The 18,953-nt window shown below is 65.5% G+C and carries 20 protein-coding genes; 14 read left to right on the top strand and 6 right to left on the bottom strand.

Annotation, left to right across the window (positions count from 1 at the left end):
* Positions 1-32 precede the first annotated feature (32 nt).
* The 14 genes from rpsP (at position 33) to NG696_RS18335 (ending at position 10,609) form a co-directional block, all read left to right on the top strand.
* Complete coding sequence (gene rpsP / locus NG696_RS18400) at positions 33-449, top strand: 30S ribosomal protein S16 (RefSeq protein ID WP_056349101.1); 417 nt, start codon at positions 33-35, stop codon at positions 447-449.
* A gap of 1 nt (position 450) precedes the next feature.
* Entirely contained in the window at positions 451-693 is a 243-nt protein-coding gene (locus NG696_RS18395) for an RNA-binding protein (protein ID WP_160671756.1), read from the top strand.
* A gap of 112 nt (positions 694-805) precedes the next feature.
* A complete protein-coding gene (gene rimM / locus NG696_RS18390) occupies positions 806-1,351 on the top strand; it encodes a ribosome maturation factor RimM (RefSeq protein WP_252566001.1) in 546 nt (181 codons plus the stop codon).
* Positions 1,352-2,224, top strand: a complete 873-nt coding sequence (trmD, locus tag NG696_RS18385; RefSeq protein WP_252565999.1) for a tRNA (guanosine(37)-N1)-methyltransferase TrmD — start codon at positions 1,352-1,354, stop codon at positions 2,222-2,224.
* A 243-nt stretch (positions 2,225-2,467) separates the two neighbouring features.
* Positions 2,468-2,827: a 50S ribosomal protein L19 gene (gene rplS / locus NG696_RS18380; RefSeq protein WP_056349088.1), complete on the top strand. Its 360-nt coding sequence runs from the start codon at positions 2,468-2,470 to the stop codon at positions 2,825-2,827.
* Positions 2,828-2,911: 84 nt separating this feature from the next.
* Positions 2,912-3,589 (top strand): signal peptidase I, encoded by a 678-nt coding sequence (gene lepB, locus NG696_RS18375; protein ID WP_252565997.1) that lies wholly within the window; start codon positions 2,912-2,914, stop codon positions 3,587-3,589.
* Positions 3,590-4,471: a signal peptidase I gene (gene lepB, locus NG696_RS18370; RefSeq protein WP_252565994.1), complete on the top strand. Its 882-nt coding sequence runs from the start codon at positions 3,590-3,592 to the stop codon at positions 4,469-4,471.
* 11 nt (positions 4,472-4,482) lie between these two features.
* The gene (gene rnhB, locus NG696_RS18365) at positions 4,483-5,211 is read left to right on the top strand and encodes a ribonuclease HII (protein ID WP_374208666.1); all 729 of its coding nucleotides are present in this window, start codon (positions 4,483-4,485) and stop codon (positions 5,209-5,211) included.
* A gap of 93 nt (positions 5,212-5,304) precedes the next feature.
* Positions 5,305-5,631, top strand: coding sequence for a DUF2469 domain-containing protein (locus NG696_RS18360; RefSeq protein WP_056349080.1), 327 nt, complete (start codon positions 5,305-5,307; stop codon positions 5,629-5,631).
* A 123-nt stretch (positions 5,632-5,754) separates the two neighbouring features.
* A complete protein-coding gene (locus NG696_RS18355; RefSeq protein ID WP_252565991.1) occupies positions 5,755-6,111 on the top strand; it encodes a YraN family protein in 357 nt (118 codons plus the stop codon).
* Positions 6,112-7,656 (top strand): YifB family Mg chelatase-like AAA ATPase, encoded by a 1,545-nt coding sequence (locus tag NG696_RS18350; protein WP_252576309.1) that lies wholly within the window; start codon positions 6,112-6,114, stop codon positions 7,654-7,656. It abuts the gene before it with no gap.
* Between the two features lie 13 nt (positions 7,657-7,669).
* Entirely contained in the window at positions 7,670-8,854 is a 1,185-nt protein-coding gene (gene dprA, locus NG696_RS18345) for a DNA-processing protein DprA (protein ID WP_252576308.1), read from the top strand.
* A 50-nt stretch (positions 8,855-8,904) separates the two neighbouring features.
* Positions 8,905-9,831, top strand: a complete 927-nt coding sequence (locus NG696_RS18340; protein WP_252565836.1) for a tyrosine recombinase XerC — start codon at positions 8,905-8,907, stop codon at positions 9,829-9,831.
* A 274-nt stretch (positions 9,832-10,105) separates the two neighbouring features.
* Positions 10,106-10,609, top strand: a complete 504-nt coding sequence (locus NG696_RS18335) for a DUF3145 domain-containing protein (protein WP_056349065.1) — start codon at positions 10,106-10,108, stop codon at positions 10,607-10,609.
* Positions 10,610-10,763: 154 nt separating this feature from the next.
* Here the strand turns inward: NG696_RS18335 and NG696_RS18330 are convergent, their stop codons facing one another.
* The 6 genes from NG696_RS18330 to aceE form a co-directional block, all read right to left on the bottom strand.
* Entirely contained in the window at positions 10,764-11,999 is a 1,236-nt protein-coding gene (locus tag NG696_RS18330; RefSeq protein ID WP_056349063.1) for a beta-ketoacyl-[acyl-carrier-protein] synthase family protein, read from the bottom strand.
* Positions 12,000-12,151: 152 nt separating this feature from the next.
* Entirely contained in the window at positions 12,152-12,397 is a 246-nt protein-coding gene (locus NG696_RS18325; protein WP_009359314.1) for an acyl carrier protein, read from the bottom strand.
* A gap of 81 nt (positions 12,398-12,478) precedes the next feature.
* Positions 12,479-13,540, bottom strand: a complete 1,062-nt coding sequence (locus tag NG696_RS18320) for a beta-ketoacyl-ACP synthase III (protein WP_252565833.1) — start codon at positions 13,538-13,540, stop codon at positions 12,479-12,481.
* Positions 13,537-14,466 (bottom strand): ACP S-malonyltransferase, encoded by a 930-nt coding sequence (locus tag NG696_RS18315; protein WP_252565830.1) that lies wholly within the window; start codon positions 14,464-14,466, stop codon positions 13,537-13,539. The genes NG696_RS18320 and NG696_RS18315 overlap by 4 nt, the downstream gene beginning before the upstream one ends.
* Positions 14,467-14,554: 88 nt before the next feature.
* Entirely contained in the window at positions 14,555-15,799 is a 1,245-nt protein-coding gene (locus NG696_RS18310; protein WP_252576307.1) for a PucR family transcriptional regulator, read from the bottom strand.
* A 184-nt stretch (positions 15,800-15,983) separates the two neighbouring features.
* Positions 15,984-18,752: a pyruvate dehydrogenase (acetyl-transferring), homodimeric type gene (gene aceE / locus NG696_RS18305; protein ID WP_252576306.1), complete on the bottom strand. Its 2,769-nt coding sequence runs from the start codon at positions 18,750-18,752 to the stop codon at positions 15,984-15,986.
* Positions 18,753-18,953 lie beyond the last annotated feature (201 nt).

The raw sequence follows: 18,953 nt of genomic DNA, 5'->3' as shown, positions 1-18,953 counted from the left end.
ACCCCTTTTCTGAAACAGGAGTGACCACAAAAGTGGCCGTAAAGATTCGCCTTAAGCGCTTTGGCAAGATGCGCGCACCGTATTACCGCATCGTCGTCATGGACGCACGCTCCAAGCGTGACGGCCGTGCCATCGAAGAGATCGGCAAGTACCACCCCACCGAAGAGCCCTCATACATCGAGGTGGACACGGACCGTGCCCAGTACTGGCTCGGCGTCGGCGCACAGCCGTCCGAGCAGGTTGCCGCGATCCTGAAGATCACCGGTGACTGGCAGAAGTTCAAGGGCCTGCCGGGCCAGGAAGGCACCCTGAAGACCAAAGCTCCGAAGGCTGCCTTTGTTGCCCCGGAAAAGGGTTCCGTGATCATCCCGGAAGCCATCACCAAGAAGTCGAAGCAGTCTGACGCAGCCGAGGCCCCGGCCGAGGCAGAGACCACCGAGGCTGAGTAGATTGCTGGCAGAAGCGCTCGAACACCTCGTCCGGGGAATCGTTGATTCGCCGGACGATGTCAAGGTCAGCTCGAAGAACAACCGCCGCGGGGACACCCTCGAGGTTCGTGTTCATCAGGATGACCTGGGACGGGTGATCGGCCGCCAGGGCCGCACCGCACGGGCATTGCGCACCGTTGTGGCGGCACTGGCAGACGGCGAGCCGGTCAGGGTCGACGTCGTCGACACCGACCGCCGCCGCTAAGCGCTCGGCAACATCAGTTTTTTGCTCCGGCCCTTCCACCAGAAACGGTGGAGGGGCCGGAGTGCTTTCACCACACAACCGTGGAGAATCCACAACCGAAACAGAGGAACAGATGCAGCTTCAGGTGGCACGAATCGGCAAACCGCATGGAATCCGCGGCGAAGTGACGGTCCAGGTGCTGACCGACGCTCCCGGGGACCGGTTTGTTCCCGGTACCGAGTTTGTGGTGGAGCCTGCATCGGCCGGCCCGCTCATTGTTGAGGGTGCGCGCTGGAACAAGGACATCCTGCTGCTCGCATTCGAAGGAATCGAGACCCGAAACCAGGCAGAGACCCTGCGCGGCGCCAAGCTTTTCATCGAAACCGAAGAGCTGGACGAGGACGACGACGAAGGCTGGTACGAGCACGAACTGGTAGGGCTCGAGGCGCGCGTCGGGTCGAAGGTGGTCGGCAAGATCGCCGCCCTGCACACCTTGCCCGTCCAGGACCTGCTCGTGGTTGAAATGCCGGACGGCAAGGAAATCCTTGTCCCGTTTGTGGAGCAGATCGTTCCGGAGGTCAATGTGGCCGGTGGCTTCGTCCTGCTGACGCCGCCGGACGGTCTCTTTGAGGTCAACGACGGCGAAGCCGGCCCCGGTGAAGCGGAGGAAAACGCGTAGATGAGAATCGACGTCGTCAGTATCTTCCCGGAGTACCTGGCGCCCCTGGAGCTCTCGCTCATTGGCAAGGCCCGCCAGGACGGCCTGTTGGACCTGCGCGTCCATGACCTGCGTGATTTCACCACCGACAAGCACCGCTCAGTGGATGACACCCCGTACGGCGGCGGCGCCGGCATGGTGATGAAGCCTGAGCCTTGGGCGCAGGCATTGGCTGCTGTTGCCGCAGCTGCTGTCGCCGGATCCGGTGAAGCCGCAGGGGGCGCCGAGGCCACGGCCGCCGAGCCCGCCAAACCGGTTTTGATTGTCCCGTCGCCGGCAGGGGAGCGCTTCAGCCAGGCCCTGGCCCATGAGCTCGCAGAAGAGGACCAGCTGGTTTTTGCCTGCGGCCGCTATGAGGGCATCGACGAGCGTGTCATCGAGTGGGCGGAAGAGCACTTCACGGTGCGCCCCATGAGCCTTGGTGACTATGTGCTGAACGGCGGCGAAGTGGCCGTTTTGGCCATGGTCGAAGCCATCGGCAGGCTGCTGCCAGGCGTTGTGGGCAACCCTGATTCCCTGGTGGAGGAGTCGCATTCGGACGGGCTGCTGGAATACCCCGTGTATACCAAGCCCGCCAGCTGGCGGGACCGGGATGTCCCGGCAGTGCTGCTGAGCGGCAACCACGGGAAGATCGCGCAGTGGCGCCGCCACGAGCAGTACCGGCGGACGGCGGAACGCCGTCCGGACCTCCTGGAAACGTTCGACGCCGGGAAGCTGCCACGTGCCGACCGTACGGCTTTCGCCGACCTCGGGTACGACGTCGTCGACGGTCACCTCCTGGCGCGGCGGCAGGCCGATACCAGCACGGACACCGGAACCGACGCCTCAACCTGAACCGGCGCGTCTGTGGTCCGAGGCGATTGGCTGTAGGCCCGCGAGTGTGGCAAAATTAGTCTTTGTGTCTGCTGGGTCCGCACCTGCCACAGGGGGAGCGCAACCAACAGCTGGACACCCCGGGACCTTCAATCAGTGAAGGAACCGGCCCCACTTAATTTTCGGCGGTAATTTCCGGTACTCCCGGGCTTGCCCGCCGTGACCCAAAGTGAATGACCTGTGGCGTTCACCAGGAGTGCAATTATGCATATTCTCGATTCCGTAGATGCAGCCTCGCTGCGCACCGATGTTCCTGTCTTCCGCGCGGGTGACACCCTCAAGGTTCACGTGAACATCATCGAAGGCAAGAACTCCCGTGTCCAGGTATTCCAGGGCTTCGTCCTGGGCCGCCACGGCGACGGTCTTCGCGAAACCTTCACCATCCGCAAGGTCTCCTTCGGCGTCGGTGTGGAGCGTACCTTCCCGGTGCACTCCCCGATCATCGACAAGATCGAGGTTGTCTCCAAGGGTGACGTGCGCCGCGCGAAGCTGTACTACATGCGCGACCTGCGCGGCAAGGCTGCGAAGATCAAGGAAAAGCGCGACTTCCAGCCCAAGAAGTAAGTCCCCAGGGACCTACAAAGCAGGCCCCAGCCGTACCAGGCCAGCGCCGGAGCCCTTCGCATCAGCGCCCCAGGAATACGGATCATGGACCAGACAAAACGCCAGCCCAGACGAATGGGCTGGCGTTTTGCGTTCGTGGCAGTTCTCCTGGCCGTGGTCATCAGCGGGCTGGTCCGTTCCCTCTTGCTGGATGTCTATTACATACCATCCGAATCCATGGAGCCGGTCCTTGCGAAAGGGGACCGCATCCTGGTCTCCAGGACAGACTTCCATGCCGAACCCATCCGTCGGGGCGACATTGTGGTCTTCGATGGCAGGGGTTCGTTTGCTCCCCTGAACAGTGGGAAGGGCCCCCTTCTGGATTCCCTTGCAGCGGCCGGGCAGTGGCTTGGCCTGGCCGGCAGTGACACCACATACGTCAAACGTGTCATCGGCCTGCCTGGGGACACCGTGGTCTGCTGCGATGCAGACGGAAAGATCACCGTGAACGGCGGGGCACTCGACGAGCCGTACTTGTTCGACGGAGACAGCCCAAGCACGCAGGTCTTCAGCGCCGTGGTGCCCGACGGAAGGCTTTGGCTGCTCGGTGACCACCGCTCGGCGTCCGCTGATTCGCGCAGCCTGCTCGGGGCGCCCGGCGGTGGCATGGTGCCAATGGACCGTATCATCGGCAGGCCGGTCCAGATCGTCTGGCCACTTGATAGATTTGCTGCAGTACCACGGCCGCCAGCGGCAGGATCAACAACAGAGGACGGACAGTAAATGCCCGAGAACAATGCCCGGACACCCGAGCCGCCTCGCGAAGGCGCCCCCGGTGCCGGCGCCGACGGTATGTCCGCCAACACGATTTCCGGCGGCGGGACCTCCGACGGCGTGATTGCCGACGACGGCGCGTCGGACGGCGTGGCGGATGGCAGCCCGTCGGCGCCACGGTCCGGCAGACGATCCGCGGCACCGACTACCGAGCCCGCCGAGCCCAGCCAGCTCTTTGTCTGGCTGAAGGAGGTTGCCACGGTGGTGGTGATCGCCGTGGTGCTGTCCTTCCTGATCAAGACCTTCCTGTTCCGCGCGTTCTATATTCCGTCCGAGTCCATGGTCAGCACCCTGGACGTCAACGACCGCATCTTCGTGAACCTGCTGGTTCCGGAGCCGTTTTCCCTCTCACGCGGCGACGTTGTGGTCTTCCGTGACACCAAGGGCTGGCTGAGCACCGCACCGGAGGAACCGAATGGACCCTTCACCTGGGTCCAGGACGGCCTGACATTTGTGGGACTTTTGCCGGACAACTCGGAACAGCACCTCGTCAAACGGGTCGTCGGGCTACCCGGTGACCACGTGATCTGCTGCGACGCCGGCGGTAAACTGACCATCAACGGATCTCCCATTGATGAAACCTATGTCAACAGGGCTGAGGAACCGCAGATCCGTGCTTTCGACGTCGTTGTTCCGGAAGGGAAGGTCTGGGTCATGGGCGATAACCGGAACCACTCCGCGGATTCCCGCTCGCACCTGGAATCCAATGGCGGATTCGTCGACCTCGTGGACGTGGAGGGCAAAGCCGCCGTCATCGCATGGCCGTTGAACCGGATCACTGTCCTTGACAATTATCCGGCCGTCTTCCGGAACGTGCCTGCGGGAGGCTAGGAGTGTCCGCAGTGATACCGGCCACCGGGTCCAAGGTTCCAGCCCGCAAGACGGACGGGGTCCGCTCCAAAGCACCGACGCTCCGGCATGAGCGGACGTTCAAAGCGCAGGGCGCCCGTTACCTGGCCGGCGTGGACGAAGTGGGACGGGGGGCGCTGGCAGGACCGGTGAGCGTCGGAATCGCCGTCGTGGACCTCCACACCCAGAAGCCCCTGGCCGGTGTGCGGGACAGCAAGCTCCTCAGCCCCGCCGAACGGGAACGGCTGGAACCGCTGGTCAGACGCTGGAGTGTTGCGTCCGCCGTCGGGCACGCTTCCGCACGGGAGATCGACGCATTGGGCATTATTGCTGCGCTGCGGCTGGCCGGTACGCGCGCCTGGCAGGACATCCTTGCAGCCGGCATCAGCCCAGATGTGGTGCTGCTCGATGGTAGCCACAACTGGCTCTCGCCCGCCGGGCAGCCTTCCCTGTTTGACGAGCCACCCATGGATTTCGCGTGCCTTGCCCCGGTCCACACCAGGATCAAGGCGGACATGCAGTGCCTGAGCGTGGCCGCAGCCAGCGTGATTGCGAAGGTGGAACGCGACGAGCAGATGCGCGGCCTCCACGGTGAATACCCCGAGTTTGGCTGGGACGTCAACAAGGGCTACGCCACGGCAATTCACCGGGACGCGCTCCGCGCCGCCGGAGCCACACCGTACCACCGGGTGAGTTGGAACCTCTTGGGCGGCGAACTCTGATTCCGTGCCGCTCGAGTGCCTGCCGCACTGGTGTGGGGCTCATGCGGCGGGGACGCTGCGACTGCGGCGCCCTGGATGGTGCAAGATGGAAGCATGAGTGCAGAGGATCTTGAAAACTATGAAACCGACATGGAGCTGCAGCTCTACCGTGAATACCGCGATGTTGTCGGGCTCTTCAGTTACGTTGTCGAGACCGAACGCCGCTTTTACCTCGCAAACCACGTTGACCTGCAGGCCCGAAGCGCCGACGGCGAGGTCTACTTCGATCTGACGCTCCAGGATGCCTGGGTGTGGGATGTGTACCGTTCGGCACGGTTCGTGAAGACAGTCCGTGTCCTGACGTTCAAGGATGTCAACGTCGAAGAACTGCCCCGCAACGAGGAACTCGCCCTGCCGAAGGACGCTGACCTCGGCAACTGACGCCGGCCCACTGCTCCTCCACAGCCCCGCTGTATTGGGGCGGTTTTCCCGGGTTGCCCACATACGCGAATAGCCTGCTGTCCTCCGCTGTCCTGCCACTGCAGGCTGGTTGCGGAGGTAGAAATGAAATCCAAAGACCTGTTGGGCCGGCACGGCGAGGAACTCGCGGCCGGCTATCTTGAATCGCTCGGCATGCTGGTGGTGGAACGCAACTGGCGCTGCGCCGAGGGTGAAATAGACATTGTGGCCCTGGACGGCGACGCCTTGGTCATCGCAGAGGTGAAAACCCGCCGTTCCCTGGACTACGGGCACCCGTTCGAAGCTGTAGGGCCAGACAAACTTGCCCGGCTGCATCGGCTTGGTTCGGCATGGTGCCGGGACCGGGAGCTGCGGATGCCGCTACGGCGCGTGGACGTCATTGCCGTGGTGGACGACGGCGGCGGCGAACCCCTGGTGGAACACCTCAAGGGGGTGGGGTAGATGGCGCTGGGCCGGGCCTACTCCGTGGCGCTGGTGGGATTGAACGGGTACATCGTCGAGGTAGAAGCCGATATTGGCCAGACCCTGCCGGCATTCGTGATCCTGGGCCTCCCGGACGCCGCCCTCAACGAGGCCAAGGAACGCATACGTTCCGCGGCCAAAAATTCCGGAATTCCGCTGAGCCGGCGGAAGATCACGGCCAACCTCATCCCTGCGTCGCTGCCCAAACGCGGTTCCGGCTTCGACCTTGCCGTGACCATGGCAGTCCTGAGGGCCGCAAATGACATCAAGCCCACCGGCCGGACCGTCTTCATCGCCGAACTCGGGTTGGATGGCCGGTTACGGCCGGTGCGTGGCATCCTGCCGGCAGTGATGGCGTCGGTGCAGGCCGGCTATCCGGACGTGGTGGTCGCGCACGCCAACCTCGGCGAAGCATCGCTGGTCCCCGGAGCCAACGTCAAGGGGTACCGCACGCTGGCGCGGCTGGCGCTCGATTTCGGTGCAGATCCGCAAGAGCTCGCACTGGACTTCGAGCCGGAGGACGAGGCCGGTCACGGGGACTCCGAACCGGGGGCCCAGGCTGTTCCTGACATGGCCGACGTCTCCGGCCAGGGCGAAGCCAGACGTGCACTCGAGGTGGCCGCTGCCGGGGCCCACCACCTGCTCCTGACCGGACCTCCGGGTGCGGGCAAGACCATGCTGGCCGAAAGACTTCCCGGTCTCCTGCCGGACCTTGCCGACAATGAGGCAATGGAAGTCACTGCCATCCACTCCCTCTGCGGCCTTCCCTCATCCGCCGTTCAGCTTGTGCGGCGGCCGCCGTTCGAAAACCCGCATCATTCGGCCACAGCCGCCGCCATTATCGGCGGGGGATCGGGGTTGCCGCGCCCGGGTGCGGCGTCGCGGGCACACCGCGGTGTCCTGTTCCTGGACGAGGCCCCGGAATACGAACGGCGCGTCCTGGACGCCCTTCGCCAGCCCCTGGAGAGCGGGGAGCTGGTCATTCACCGCTCGGCAGGAACGGCGGCCTACCCTGCCCGGTTCCAGCTGGTCCTTGCCGCCAATCCCTGTCCGTGCGGCAAGGCTTCGGGAAAGGGCCTGGACTGCACGTGTACGCCTATGATGCGGCGCCGCTACGTGGCCAGGATGTCCGGTCCGCTGCTGGACCGGGTGGATATCCAGCTTCAGGTGGAGCGCGTGTCACTGGCCGACTTCGGCCAGGCGGGCGCCGAAGAAGACACAGCGGCCGTGGCACGGAGGGTCGGCGACGCACGCCGGCGGCAGGCCGAACGGCTGCAGCCGCTGGGAATGGAAACGAACTCGCAGGTGCCCGGCCGGATTCTGCGCGGCGCCCTGCGGTTGCCGGCCGGCGCCACGCGGATCCTGGACCACTCACTGGAACGGGGCGTGCTGACCGCCAGGGGTTATGACAGGGTTCTCCGGCTGGCCTGGACCCTGGCGGACCTGTCGCACCGCGACGTGCCCGACACCAACGACATCGGCCAGGCCCTTGGCCTCCGGCAGGCTGCCTCGGCAGCTGCGTGAAGGAAGAAACCACATGGACAACGAACGGATCGTCCGGGCCGCCCTGTCGCGGCTCATGGAACCGCAGGACGCGGCCGGGCTGGCCCTCGTACAGGCCACCGGCGCACCCGACGCCTTGAAAATCGCCACGGGCCAGGCGGCCGCCGGCCCGGCACTGGAGCGGGAGATCAGCGGACTGCTGGCGGACAACGGCGCCGGAACCAGCTGGGCGGGGATGGCTGCCTCCCTCAAACGCTGGGCTCCCCGCATTCCGGATCTGGCGCCCGAGCGTGACCTGGCCACCATGGCACGCCTTGGCGGCCGGCTGATTATCCCGTCGGATGATCTCTGGCCTGCCCAGCTCGGGGACCTTGGGATGCAGGAGCCCATCTGTCTGTGGTGGCGGGGCCTGGAACAGGAGCTTCCCGGTCCGGCCCGGAGCGTGGCGCTGGTGGGGTCCCGCGACAGCAGCAGCTACGGCGCCTCGGTGACCGGGGACCTCGCCTACTCCCTGGCTCAGCGGGGCTTCACCGTGGTTTCCGGGGGCGCGTACGGCATCGACGCCCACGCGCACCGGGCAGCACTGGCCGGGGGATCAGCGGCGGTGCCTACCATCGCGGTGATGGCTGGTGGTGTGGACCGGTTCTACCCGTCCGGCAACGAGGATCTCCTGCGGGCGGTCTGCAACCAGGGAGCGGTGCTCGCAGAGGTGCCGCCGGGGTCGGCGCCCACCCGCTACCGCTTTCTCCAGCGGAACAGGCTGATCGCGGCCTTGGCCGCTGTGACGGTGGTGGTGGAAGCGCGCTGGCGGTCCGGTGCGCTGAACACGGCCCACCACGCGGAGACGCTTGGCCGGGCGGTGGGAGCTGTGCCGGGGTCCGTGAACAGCGCCAACTCCGCCGGCTGCCACCGGCTGCTCCGGGATGGCGGGGCTGTCTGCGTGACTGACGCGGCGGAGATCGCCGAACTGGCCTCCCCAAGCGGCGTGGGGCTTGCGGCGCCCGGGACAGCGCATGCGGCCGACCATGACGGACTGACCTTGGAGGATCTGATCCTTCTTGACGCCCTGCCGCTGCGGTCCACCACGTCCGTGGACAAGCTCTGCGCAGTTGCCGGCCTCAGTGCGGACTCCGTGCGGGCCGGGTTGGGCAGGCTAGGCCTGCTGGGGCTCGCAGCTTCAGAAAGGGGAGGCTGGAAACGGGCCAAGGAATTAGCGTAGTTGCCTGTGTCCGGGACGGGATTCCCGCGGAGTTCTGGGACAGTTGAAAAGTGCAGAATCAGGAACTGTCCCGGGCGTTTGAGCAGGCACTTGCAGACTTCGGTAGATACCTGACCGCCGAGCGGGCCCGGTCCGGGCATACGCTTCGGGCATACCTGTCCGATCTTCGAAGCCTCCTGGAATACGCCGCCTCCGAGGGCGTTACGGATCTGCCGGGCCTGGAGCTGGGCACTCTCCGACGCTGGCTCGGGGCGCAGAGCCAGGCCGGGATATCCCGGGCCACCCTTGCGCGGAGATCGGCCACAGCGCGTTCCTTCACCACGTGGGCCATGCGGGAAGAACTCATCGAGACCGACCCTGCCCTCCGTCTCAGGGCTCCCAAAGCGGACAAGTCACTGCCCGGGGTGCTGCAGTCCCAACAACTCCTCAGGCTGCTGAACAGTCTGGAAGAAGCCGCGGCTGACGGGTCACCGGTTCCGGTGCGCAACCGGGCCATGGTGGAGCTCCTATACGCCACGGGGCTACGGGTGGGGGAGCTGGCCGCCTTGGATGTGGACGATCTCAACCCGGACCGCCGGACCCTGCGGGTGGTCGGCAAGGGCAACAAGGAACGGACGGTTCCCTACGGCGTCCCGGCAGCTGTAGCGGTCGACGACTGGCTCCGCAGGGCCAGGCCGCTCCTGGCGACGGGCCACAGCGGACCGGCGCTTTTCCTGGGCGCCAGAGGAAACCGAGTTGACCAGCGTCAGGTCAGGACCGTGGTGAATGCTCTCTTCGAAGCTTTGGGCGACACCTCAGCAACCGGTCCGCACGCGCTAAGGCATACTGCGGCAACGCACCTGCTCGATGGCGGCGCGGATCTTCGTGCGGTCCAGGAAATCCTGGGCCACAGCAGCCTCGCCACCACGCAGATCTACACCCATGTGTCCGTTGAGCGGCTCCGGAGCAGCTACCAGCAGGCCCATCCCCGGGCCTGAGAGCCGGGGATTCCCGCCAACGCGGGGTAATTCCAGGACCGTGCCACCCGTGGCGAATCGCACTGGCGTAATTACGCGGCGTACGGCACAATAAGAGTCACGTCCGGCAACTTTCAAGTTTCGCGTGAAGCTCTTTCGCTTCGTGCGTTACCGCAAGTCCGGACACAGCTTAATAATCAGGCAGGGAACACCGCCGCTGGAACATACAGCACCGGGCAGTTTCATCCAGGCAGAGGTCGTTGGGGAAGACGTACCTACAGCTATGGAGGATGGAATGTCTGTTGCAATGACCCGCGGTGTGCTGTTTGTTCACTCAGCCCCTACAGCACTGTGTCCGCACGTTGAGTGGGCCATTGGATCCGTCGTGGACAAGCGGACGGATCTAGAGTGGACCCCTCAGCCTGCCGCGCCCGGAATGTTCCGCGCCGAGCTCTCCTGGACAGGAACCCCGGGTACCGGATCGCTGCTGGCTTCCTCCCTTCGCGGCTGGGCCCATCTGCGCTACGAGGTCACTGAAGAGCCGAGCCAGGGCGTTGACGGCGGCCGCTGGTCGCATACCCCCGAATTGGGGATCTTCCATGCCACCACGGACGTCCACGGCAACATCATGGTCTCAGAGGACCGCATCCGTTACGCCTACGAATCGGGCGCCGGCGATCCTTCGGCCGTGTATCATGAGCTCTCCCTGGCCTTGGGTGAGGCGTGGGACGAGGAACTTGAACCGTTCCGCCACGCAGCCGAGGGCGCACCGGTCCGCTGGCTGCACCAGGTGGGCTGACCGCCGTCGGACATCACTCTGTCGTACTTCCTCTCCGCTGTCCCGGCATAAGCCGTGCCGGATCGGAATGCGGGGCTCCATAGCAAAAGCAGAGGCCCCGCCACATGGCGGGGCCTCTGCTTCGTCTGCGGTACATGCTGTTCCCGCGCTGCCGTTAGATGCTGCGGACAGCGATCACGGCGTTGTGGCCGCCGAAGCCGAACGAGTTGCTCAGCGCCACGATGTCGCCTGCCGGCAGATCCCTCGCCGACGTGACGACGTCGAGCGGGATCTCCGGGTCCTGGTTCTCCAGGTTGATAGTGACCGGGGCCTTGCGGTGGTAGACGGCCAGCACGGTGAGTACTGCCTCCACGGCACCGGACGCGCCCAGGAGGTGGCCCATCTGTGACTTGGTGGCGGACACTGCGACGTTGTCGAGGTGGTTCCCCAGCGATGCGCGGAGGGCCGTGTACTCGGGCTTGTCACCTACGGGAGTGGAGGTGGCGTGCGCGTTGACATGGACAACGTCCTCGGCCTGGATCCGGCCGTCGAACATCGCTGCCTTCAGCGCGCGGGTGGCGCCCAGGCCCTGCGGGTCCGGGGCGGTGATGTGGTAGGCGTCGGCCGTCACGGAGGTGCCGGCCAGTTCGGCGTAGATGCGGGCGCCGCGGGCAATGGCATGCTCCTCAGCCTCAAGCACCAGCGCACCGGCGCCTTCGCCCATCACAAAGCCGTCGCGGCCCAGATCGTACGGGCGTGAGGCGCCCTGGGGGTCATCGTTGCGGCGGGAAAGCGCCTGCATGGACGAGAACGCGGCCAGGGGCATGGGGTGAATGGCCGCCTCGGCGCCGCCGCACATCACGACGTCGGCCTTGCCGGAGCGGATCAGCTCCAGGCCCAGGTGAAGGGCCTCGGTGCCCGACGCGCAGGCCGAAACAGGCGTGTGGGCGCCGGCGCGGGCGCCAAGGTCAAGGCTGACGGCTGCTGCGACGCCGTTGGGCATCAGCATGGGCACCGTCATGGGCAGGACGCGGCGCGGGCCCTTTTCCTTCAGCGTGTCCCACGCGTCCAGCAGCGTCCAGACGCCGCCGATGCCGGTGGCGAAGGCGACGGCAAGGCGGTCGGGGTCAATCTCGGTGATGCCGGAATCGGCCCAGGCTTCACGGGAGGCGATGACGCCGAACTGGGTGGACGGGTCCATCCGCTTGGCCTCAACGCGGCTCAGGACCGACAGTGCCGGAGTGGAGCAGCGGGCGGCGAAGTGGACCGGCAGTTCGTACTTGGCGACCCATTCGTCTTCCAGCGTGCGGGCACCGGAGACCCCCTTCAGCGCGTTGTTCCACATGGTGGGTACGTCGCCGCCGATGGGCGTGGTAGCACCCAGACCGGTAATGACTACTTTGCGTGTCATTGGATCACTCTCTGTCGGTGGGCAGGCCGTATCCGGTTGTCCGGCGGGGTCCCGCGTGTGGGGCAGCTGGCTGCCGAAAAATGTGGTGGACTGCCGGTCCGGCCTGAGCACGGACCGGCAGTCCAGTCAGCCATAAGGGGCTGAAGCCTTGGCTAGGCCTGAGCGCCGGCGATGAAGCTGACGGCGTCGCCCACGGTCTTGAGGTTCTTGACCTCTTCGTCCGGGATACGCACGCCGAACTTCTCTTCGGCGTTGACCACGATGGTCATCATGGAGATGGAGTCGATGTCCAGGTCCTCGGTGAAGGACTTGTCCAGTTCCACAGCCTCGGGGGCAAGGCCGGTTTCTTCGTTGACGATTTCAGCCAAGCCGGCCAGGATCTCTTCGTTGCTAGCCATTGATGGCTCCTTTTCTTGTTATTGCCGGCAGGGGATGCCGGAAACGGTGCAGTCCGCGGATGCGGCCTGTATGGGGCGTTCCTAAGGAAGGACGATTACCTGGGCACCGAAGACCAACCCGGCGCCGAAGCCGATCTGGAGTGCGAGGCCGCCGCTGAGCTCAGGGTTTTCCTTGAGCAGGCGGTGGGTGGCCAGGGGGATGGAGGCCGCCGAGGTGTTTCCGGCATCGGCGATGTCCCGGGCCACGGTGACGGATTCGGGAAGTTTCAGTTTTTTGACCATCTCGTCGATGATCCGCATGTTGGCCTGGTGCGGGATGAACGCAACAAGGTCTTCAGCCTGGACACCAGCGGCCTCCAAAGCCTGCTGTGCCATCTTGGCCATTTCCCAGACCGCCCAGCGGAAGACGGTCTGCCCGTCCTGGCGGAGTGTGGGGTAGAGCTCCTGCGCTTCTTCGAGCAGGGCAAAGTCGCCGGGCTCGTCGGACTGGCGGGCCGCCATGCTGAGGTCGCGAACATCCAGCATGGAACGCGTCATGCCGATGGCGTCCCACTTGCTTCCGTCCGAACCCCACACCGAGGGTCCGATTCCGGGGGTGTCCGAGGGGCCGATCACAACAGCGCCCGCGCCGTCGCCCAGCAGGAAGGAGATGGTGCGTTCCCGGTTGTCGATGACGTCGGAAAGCTTCTCCGCGCCAACCACCAACACGTACGTGGCCGTGCCGGCGCGGACTAAGGCATCAGCCTGGGCGATGCCGTAGCAGTACCCGGCGCAGGCGGCCGAGATATCGAAGGCCGGAGCCGGCGTCGCACCGATGCGGTCAGCCAGGGCGGCGGCAGCCGACGGCGTGGCGTACGGGTGGGTGACGGTGGAAACGATGACGGCACCCAGCTGGGAGGCTTCGATGCCTGCCTGCTGCAGGGCCTCCCGGGCAGCGCCCTCTGCCATGTCGATGACGCTGACGTCGGCGGCGGCCCGGTGACGGGTCACGATGCCGGTCCGCTGGCGGATCCATTCGTCCGAGGAATCAATCCACTGGCAGACGTCGTCGTTGGTGACGATGACGTCAGGCCGGAATGCGCCGAGGCCGATGATGCGGCTGTATTCGTTGACGGGAACCTGTTTCAGCGTGGGAACGCTCATGCATTTCCCTCCAGTTCTGCGAAGAGTGCCAGTGCGGCCGTGAGGTCGTCCGGGGTTTTGACTGCAACGGTCTTGACGCCGGGCATGCCGCGCTTGGCGAGCCCGGCCAGGGTGCCGGCCGGGGCCAGCTCAATGACACCGGTGACGCCGCGCTGCACAAGGGTTTCCATGCAGAGGTCCCAGCGGACCGGCCGCGAGACCTGCGCGATGAGGCTCTCGACGGCGGCGCCGCCGTCGGTGACTTCCCGGCCGTCAAAGTTGGACAGCAGGGGCACCTGCGGCTTCTGCGGCTTGAGGCTGGGCTTGAGCGACTCGAGGGCGCTCACGGCGGGTGACATGTGGGAGGTGTGGAACGCCCCGGCCACCTTCAGCGGGATGACGCGCGCCTTGGCCGGAGGGTTGTCCGCCAGGGCCTTGAGCTGTTCGAAGGTTCCGGCTGCCACGGTCTGGCCCGCGCCGTTGACATTGGCCGGTGTCGCGCCGGTAGCCTCGATGGCGGCCAGGACCTCTGCAGGGTCCCCGCCCACCACGGCACTCATGCCGGTGGGGGTTACGGCAGCTGCGGCAGCCATGCTGTTGGCGCGTTCCCGGACGAACGTCATGGCTTCCTGCTCGGTGAGCACGCCGGCGAGGGCCGAGGCGGTGATTTCACCGACGGAGTGGCCGGCAAGGATCACGGGAAGCGTGCCGAGTTCGACGTCGAACAGCGACTTTGCGGCCACCAGCCCGGCGGCAACAATCAGGGGCTGCGCAACGGCGGTGTCCTTGATAGTTTCCTCGTCAGAGGTGGTCCCGTGGGCTGTCAGGTCGATGCCTGCGATCTCACTGAGGGAGGCCAGATGGCCTGCTACCGAAGGCAGTTCCAGCCAAGGGGCCAGAAAACCCGGGGTCTGTGAGCCCTGTCCAGGGCAGACTATTGCAAGCACGTATCCAGCTTTCCAAATTTCGGGGTCATCCAGCGGTGTTTGTCTGCACCAAGCTCAAGGGGTCAGATTGTAGGAAGTCTACAACGACTCACGGCTGGTTCCGCGCCGGATGACGCTCCGCCGGGGCTTTTGGCGGGGCTGAAAGCCGCCCGACTACCAGCGCCGCTTGCAGCACAAACGCCTCCCGGGGGAGGAGCGGATCCCAGCCCGTAACGTCACAGACGCGCTTGAGCCGGTACCTGACGGTGTTGGCGTGGACAAACAATTCGCGGGCAGTAGCCTCAAGGGAATGGCCCAACTCCAGGTAGGTACCCAAGGTCTCGACCAGCCCGTTGGAGGCGGCGACAAGCGGACGGTAGATGTTCTTCACCAGGGAACGGCGCGCCGCTTCGTCACCGGAGATGACGCGTTCCGGCAACAGGTCATCGGCGGCCACGGGCCGGGGAGCGGCGGGCCACGCCCTTGCCGCGGTCAGGCCGGCAAAGGCAGACTGCGCTGATCCGCTGGCCTCCAGCAGGGAGCCGGCTTCCGGGCCGTAGACCACCGGGCCGGGGGCGAACATTTCGCTGAGTTTCAGGTATGCGGTCTCGCGGTCCTGGACGCCGCCAAGGATCAGGATCAGCCGGTCGCCCTGGATGCCCACCAACGCATCCTCGGCGTAGCGGCCTGCCAGGCGGCGCAGTTCGCTGACGTAGCTGGCACTGGGTTCCGACGGCGAATTGCCCACCATCACGGTGAACCTCTCCTGTGCCTTCCAACCCAGCGCGGCGATCCGGGACCGCAGGGCGTCCGTGTTTTCGCCACGGAGGATGGCGTCCACGATCAGCGCTTCCAGCCGCGTATCCCAGGAACCGCGGGACTCGGCCGCCCGCGCGTACACGTCTGCCGCCGCGAAGGCCACTTCCCGTGAGTACCGCAGCACCGCTTCGCGGAGGGAGGGCTGGTCAGCTTCGGGGGCAATGACCGGCACCTGGTCTTCCACCACTTCCACCACGATGCGGATGAGCTGGAGCGCCTTCTGGAGGCTGATGGAGCGCGTCAGCTCGGTGGGGGCCGTCCCAAAAACGTCGGAGAGGATCCACGACGGTGAGCTGGGCCGCTCATACCAGGTGACAAACGCTGCGATGCCGTTTTGCGCCACCATGCCCAGGGCCGAGCGCTCGTCGGAGCTGAGCCGCGAATACCACGGCAGCGACTTCTCCAGCTGGCGAAGGGTGGTGGTGGAGAGCTGGCCCACGCTTGCCCGGAGCTTTTTCAGGGTTTCGGATTTCTCCGGTGTCATGCTGCGCGAGGACGGCTTGCGCTTCACGGGCGGGGTGGTTGGCTCTGGCATCCTACGAGCATACGGTGCCTGCCCGGCAAGCTCCATTTGTGCAAAGGCTACAACGTTGTTGGACCTGCATCACAGGCGGCCTCCTGTCCGGAAAGGCAGGGGGACGACGACGGCGACCCTCGCCTTTTCGGTGAGGGTCGCCGTCGTCGTTCATTTCCGCTGACAGCAGGTCAGCGGGAGTTGATCAGGACTCGCCGCCCGCATTGCCGGTGGAACCGGCGTTGACGTTGTGCAGCTTGTACTTCTCGATTGCCTGGGCCGGGGCCTGGGCATCAACTTCGCCGCGGCGTGCCAGCAGTTCCAGGGAACGGACCACGATGGAGTGGATGTCGTTCTTGAAGAAGCGGCGGGCAGCTGCACGGGTGTCGGAGAAGCCGAAGCCATCCGCACCCAGCGTGGCGAACTCGTTCGGCACAAACTGGCGGATCTGGTCCGGGACGGCCTTCATGTAGTCCGAGACCGCAACCACGGGTCCTGTGGCGCCGGCAAGCTGCTGGGTCACAAACGGAACACGGGCGGGCTGGCCCGGGTTCAGGAAGGCCTCCTCCTCGGCGGCCATGCCATCGCGGCGCAGTTCGTTCCAGGACGTGACGGACCAGACGTCGGCGGAGACGCCCCAGTCCTCGGCGAGCAGCCGCTGGGCTTCGATGGCCCAGGGAACCGAGACACCGGAGGCCAGGATCTGGGTCCGGGGACCGTCGATCTTCGCCGGAGCCAGGAGGTAGATGCCCTTGAGGACACCTTCCACGTCGAGCTCTTCGGGCTCTGCGGGCTGCGTGATGGGCTCGTTGTAGACCGTGATGTAGTACATCAGGTTCCGGTCAGCCGAATCGGGCCCGTACATGCGCTCGATGCCGTCCCGGATGATGTGGCCCATCTCGTACCCGTAGGCGGGGTCGTAGGTGACCACTGCCGGGTTCGTGGAGGCCAGCAGCGGGGAGTGGCCGTCGGCGTGCTGGAGGCCTTCGCCGGTCAGTGTGGTCCGCCCGGCGGTGGCGCCGATGATGAACCCGCGGGCCATCTGGTCCCCGGCGGCCCAGAAGGCGTCGCCGGTGCGCTGGAAGCCGAACATGGAGTAGAACACGTACACCGGGATCAGCGGTACGCCGTGGGTGGCGTAGGCGGTGCCGGCGGCGGTGAACGCTGCGACCGCGCCGGCTTCATTGATGCCGGGGTGGATCAGCTGGCCCTGGGCCGATTCCTTGTACGCGAGGACGAGGTCCCGGTCCACCGACAGGTAGTTCTGGCCCTTGGGGTTGTAGATCTTGGCCGTGGGGAAGAATGCGTCCATGCCGAACGTGCGGGCCTCATCGGGGATGATCGGCGCGATGTGCTTGCCGAAGTTCTTGTCCCGCATAAGGTCCTTGAGGAGCCGGACAAACGCCATGGTGGTGGCCGCCTGCTGCTTCCCGGAACCGCGCTTGGCAACCTCGTACGTTTTTGCCTCCGGGAGGGCGATCTCCTGGTGCTTGGAGCGGCGCTCAGGAACAGAACCGCCCAGCTGGGCGCGGCGTTCCATCATGTACTGGATCTCCGGCGCATCGGTGCCCGGGTGGAAGTACGGGGGCTGGTACGGGTCCTTCTCCAGCTGCTCGTCGGTGACCGGAATCCGCAGGTGGTCGCGGAACTTCTTCAGGTCATCGAGGGTGAGCTTTTTCATCTGGTGGGTCGCGTTGCGGCCCTCGAAGTGCGGTCCGAGTCCGTAGCCCTTGACCGTTTTGGCCAGGATCACGGTGGGCTTGCCCTTGAATTCGGTGGCAGCCTTATACGCGGCGTAGACCTTGCGGTAGTCGTGGCCGCCGCGCTTGAGGTTCCAGATCTCGTCATCGGAGAGGTCCGCGACCATGTCCTTGGTCTGCGGGGTCTTACCGAAGAAGTGCTCGCGGACAAACCCGCCGGACTCTGCCTTGTAGGTCTGGTAGTCACCGTCCGGGGTCTCGTTCATGATCTTCACGAGCGAGCCGTCGGCGTCCTTGGTGAGCAGGTCATCCCACTCCCGGCCCCAGACGACCTTGATGACGTTCCAGCCCGCGCCGCGGAAGAACGCTTCGAGTTCCTGCATGATCTTGCCGTTGCCGCGGACGGGACCGTCCAGGCGCTGGAGGTTGCAGTTGATCACGAAGTTGAGGTTGTCGAGGTTCTCGTTGGCGGCGAGCTGGAGCAGGCCGCGGGACTCGGGCTCGTCCATTTCGCCGTCGCCCAGGAACGCCCAGACCTGCTGGTCGCTGGTGTCTTTCAGACCGCGGTTGTGCAGGTACCGGTTGGACTGGGCCTGGTAGATCGCGTTCATCGGGCCGATGCCCATGGAGACCGTGGGGAATTCCCAGAAGTCTGGCATGAGGCGCGGGTGCGGGTAGGAGGAGAGCGCGTGGCCTTCCTTGGACTTTTCCTGCCGGAATCCGTCCAGGTCCTCCTCGGCGAGCCGGCCTTCCATGAACGCGCGGGCGTACATGCCGGGGGAGGCATGGCCCTGGAAGAAGACCTGGTCACCGCCGCCGGGGTGGTCCTTGCCGCGGAAGAAGTGGTTGAAGCCCACCTCGTACAGGGTGGCGGCCCCGGCGTAGGTGGAGATGTGCCCGCCCACGCCGATGTTTGGCCGCTGGGACCGGTGCACCATGATGGCGGCGTTCCAGCGCATGTACGCCCGGTACCGGCGCTCGAACTCCTCGTTGCCGGGGAAAGGAGCTTCCTGATCCACCGGGATGGTGTTCACGTAGTCCGTGGTGGTCACCATCGGCACGCCGACGCTCTGCGCGCCGGCGCGCTGGAGCAGGCTCCGCATGATGTATTGGGCACGCTCGGTGCCCTGTTCCTGAATCAGGGCATCCAGGGACTCCAGCCATTCGGCGGTCTCTTCCGGATCACGATCAGGCAGCTGGTTTGTCAACCCGCTGAGGATATGGGAGGTCTCTTCTCCTGCAGCCACGTCCAACCTCTCTTTGCGCGCATGCATCGGCGCCCACATGCCGGGCAGGGTGACTGTCCGGCATGAATGCGACGTGTGCGACGTATCGGTTACAACAGCCCGGTCATGTGCGCCGGGCAGGGTCCTATCACGCCTATGTCTGCCATTGAGTTCCAGGCGGTCGCCCCGCAGGCATAGTTGTCACCAGTCACTCTAGCTGTGACTCCAGCGCGATGCGTAGCCGCGTCC

The organism is Pseudarthrobacter cellobiosi, assembly GCF_023913755.1.
GTDB classification, from domain to species: domain Bacteria; phylum Actinomycetota; class Actinomycetes; order Actinomycetales; family Micrococcaceae; genus Arthrobacter; species Arthrobacter cellobiosi.
The sequence above is the reverse complement of the archived record's forward strand: the minus strand, read 5'-3'. Positions and strand labels throughout refer to the sequence as shown.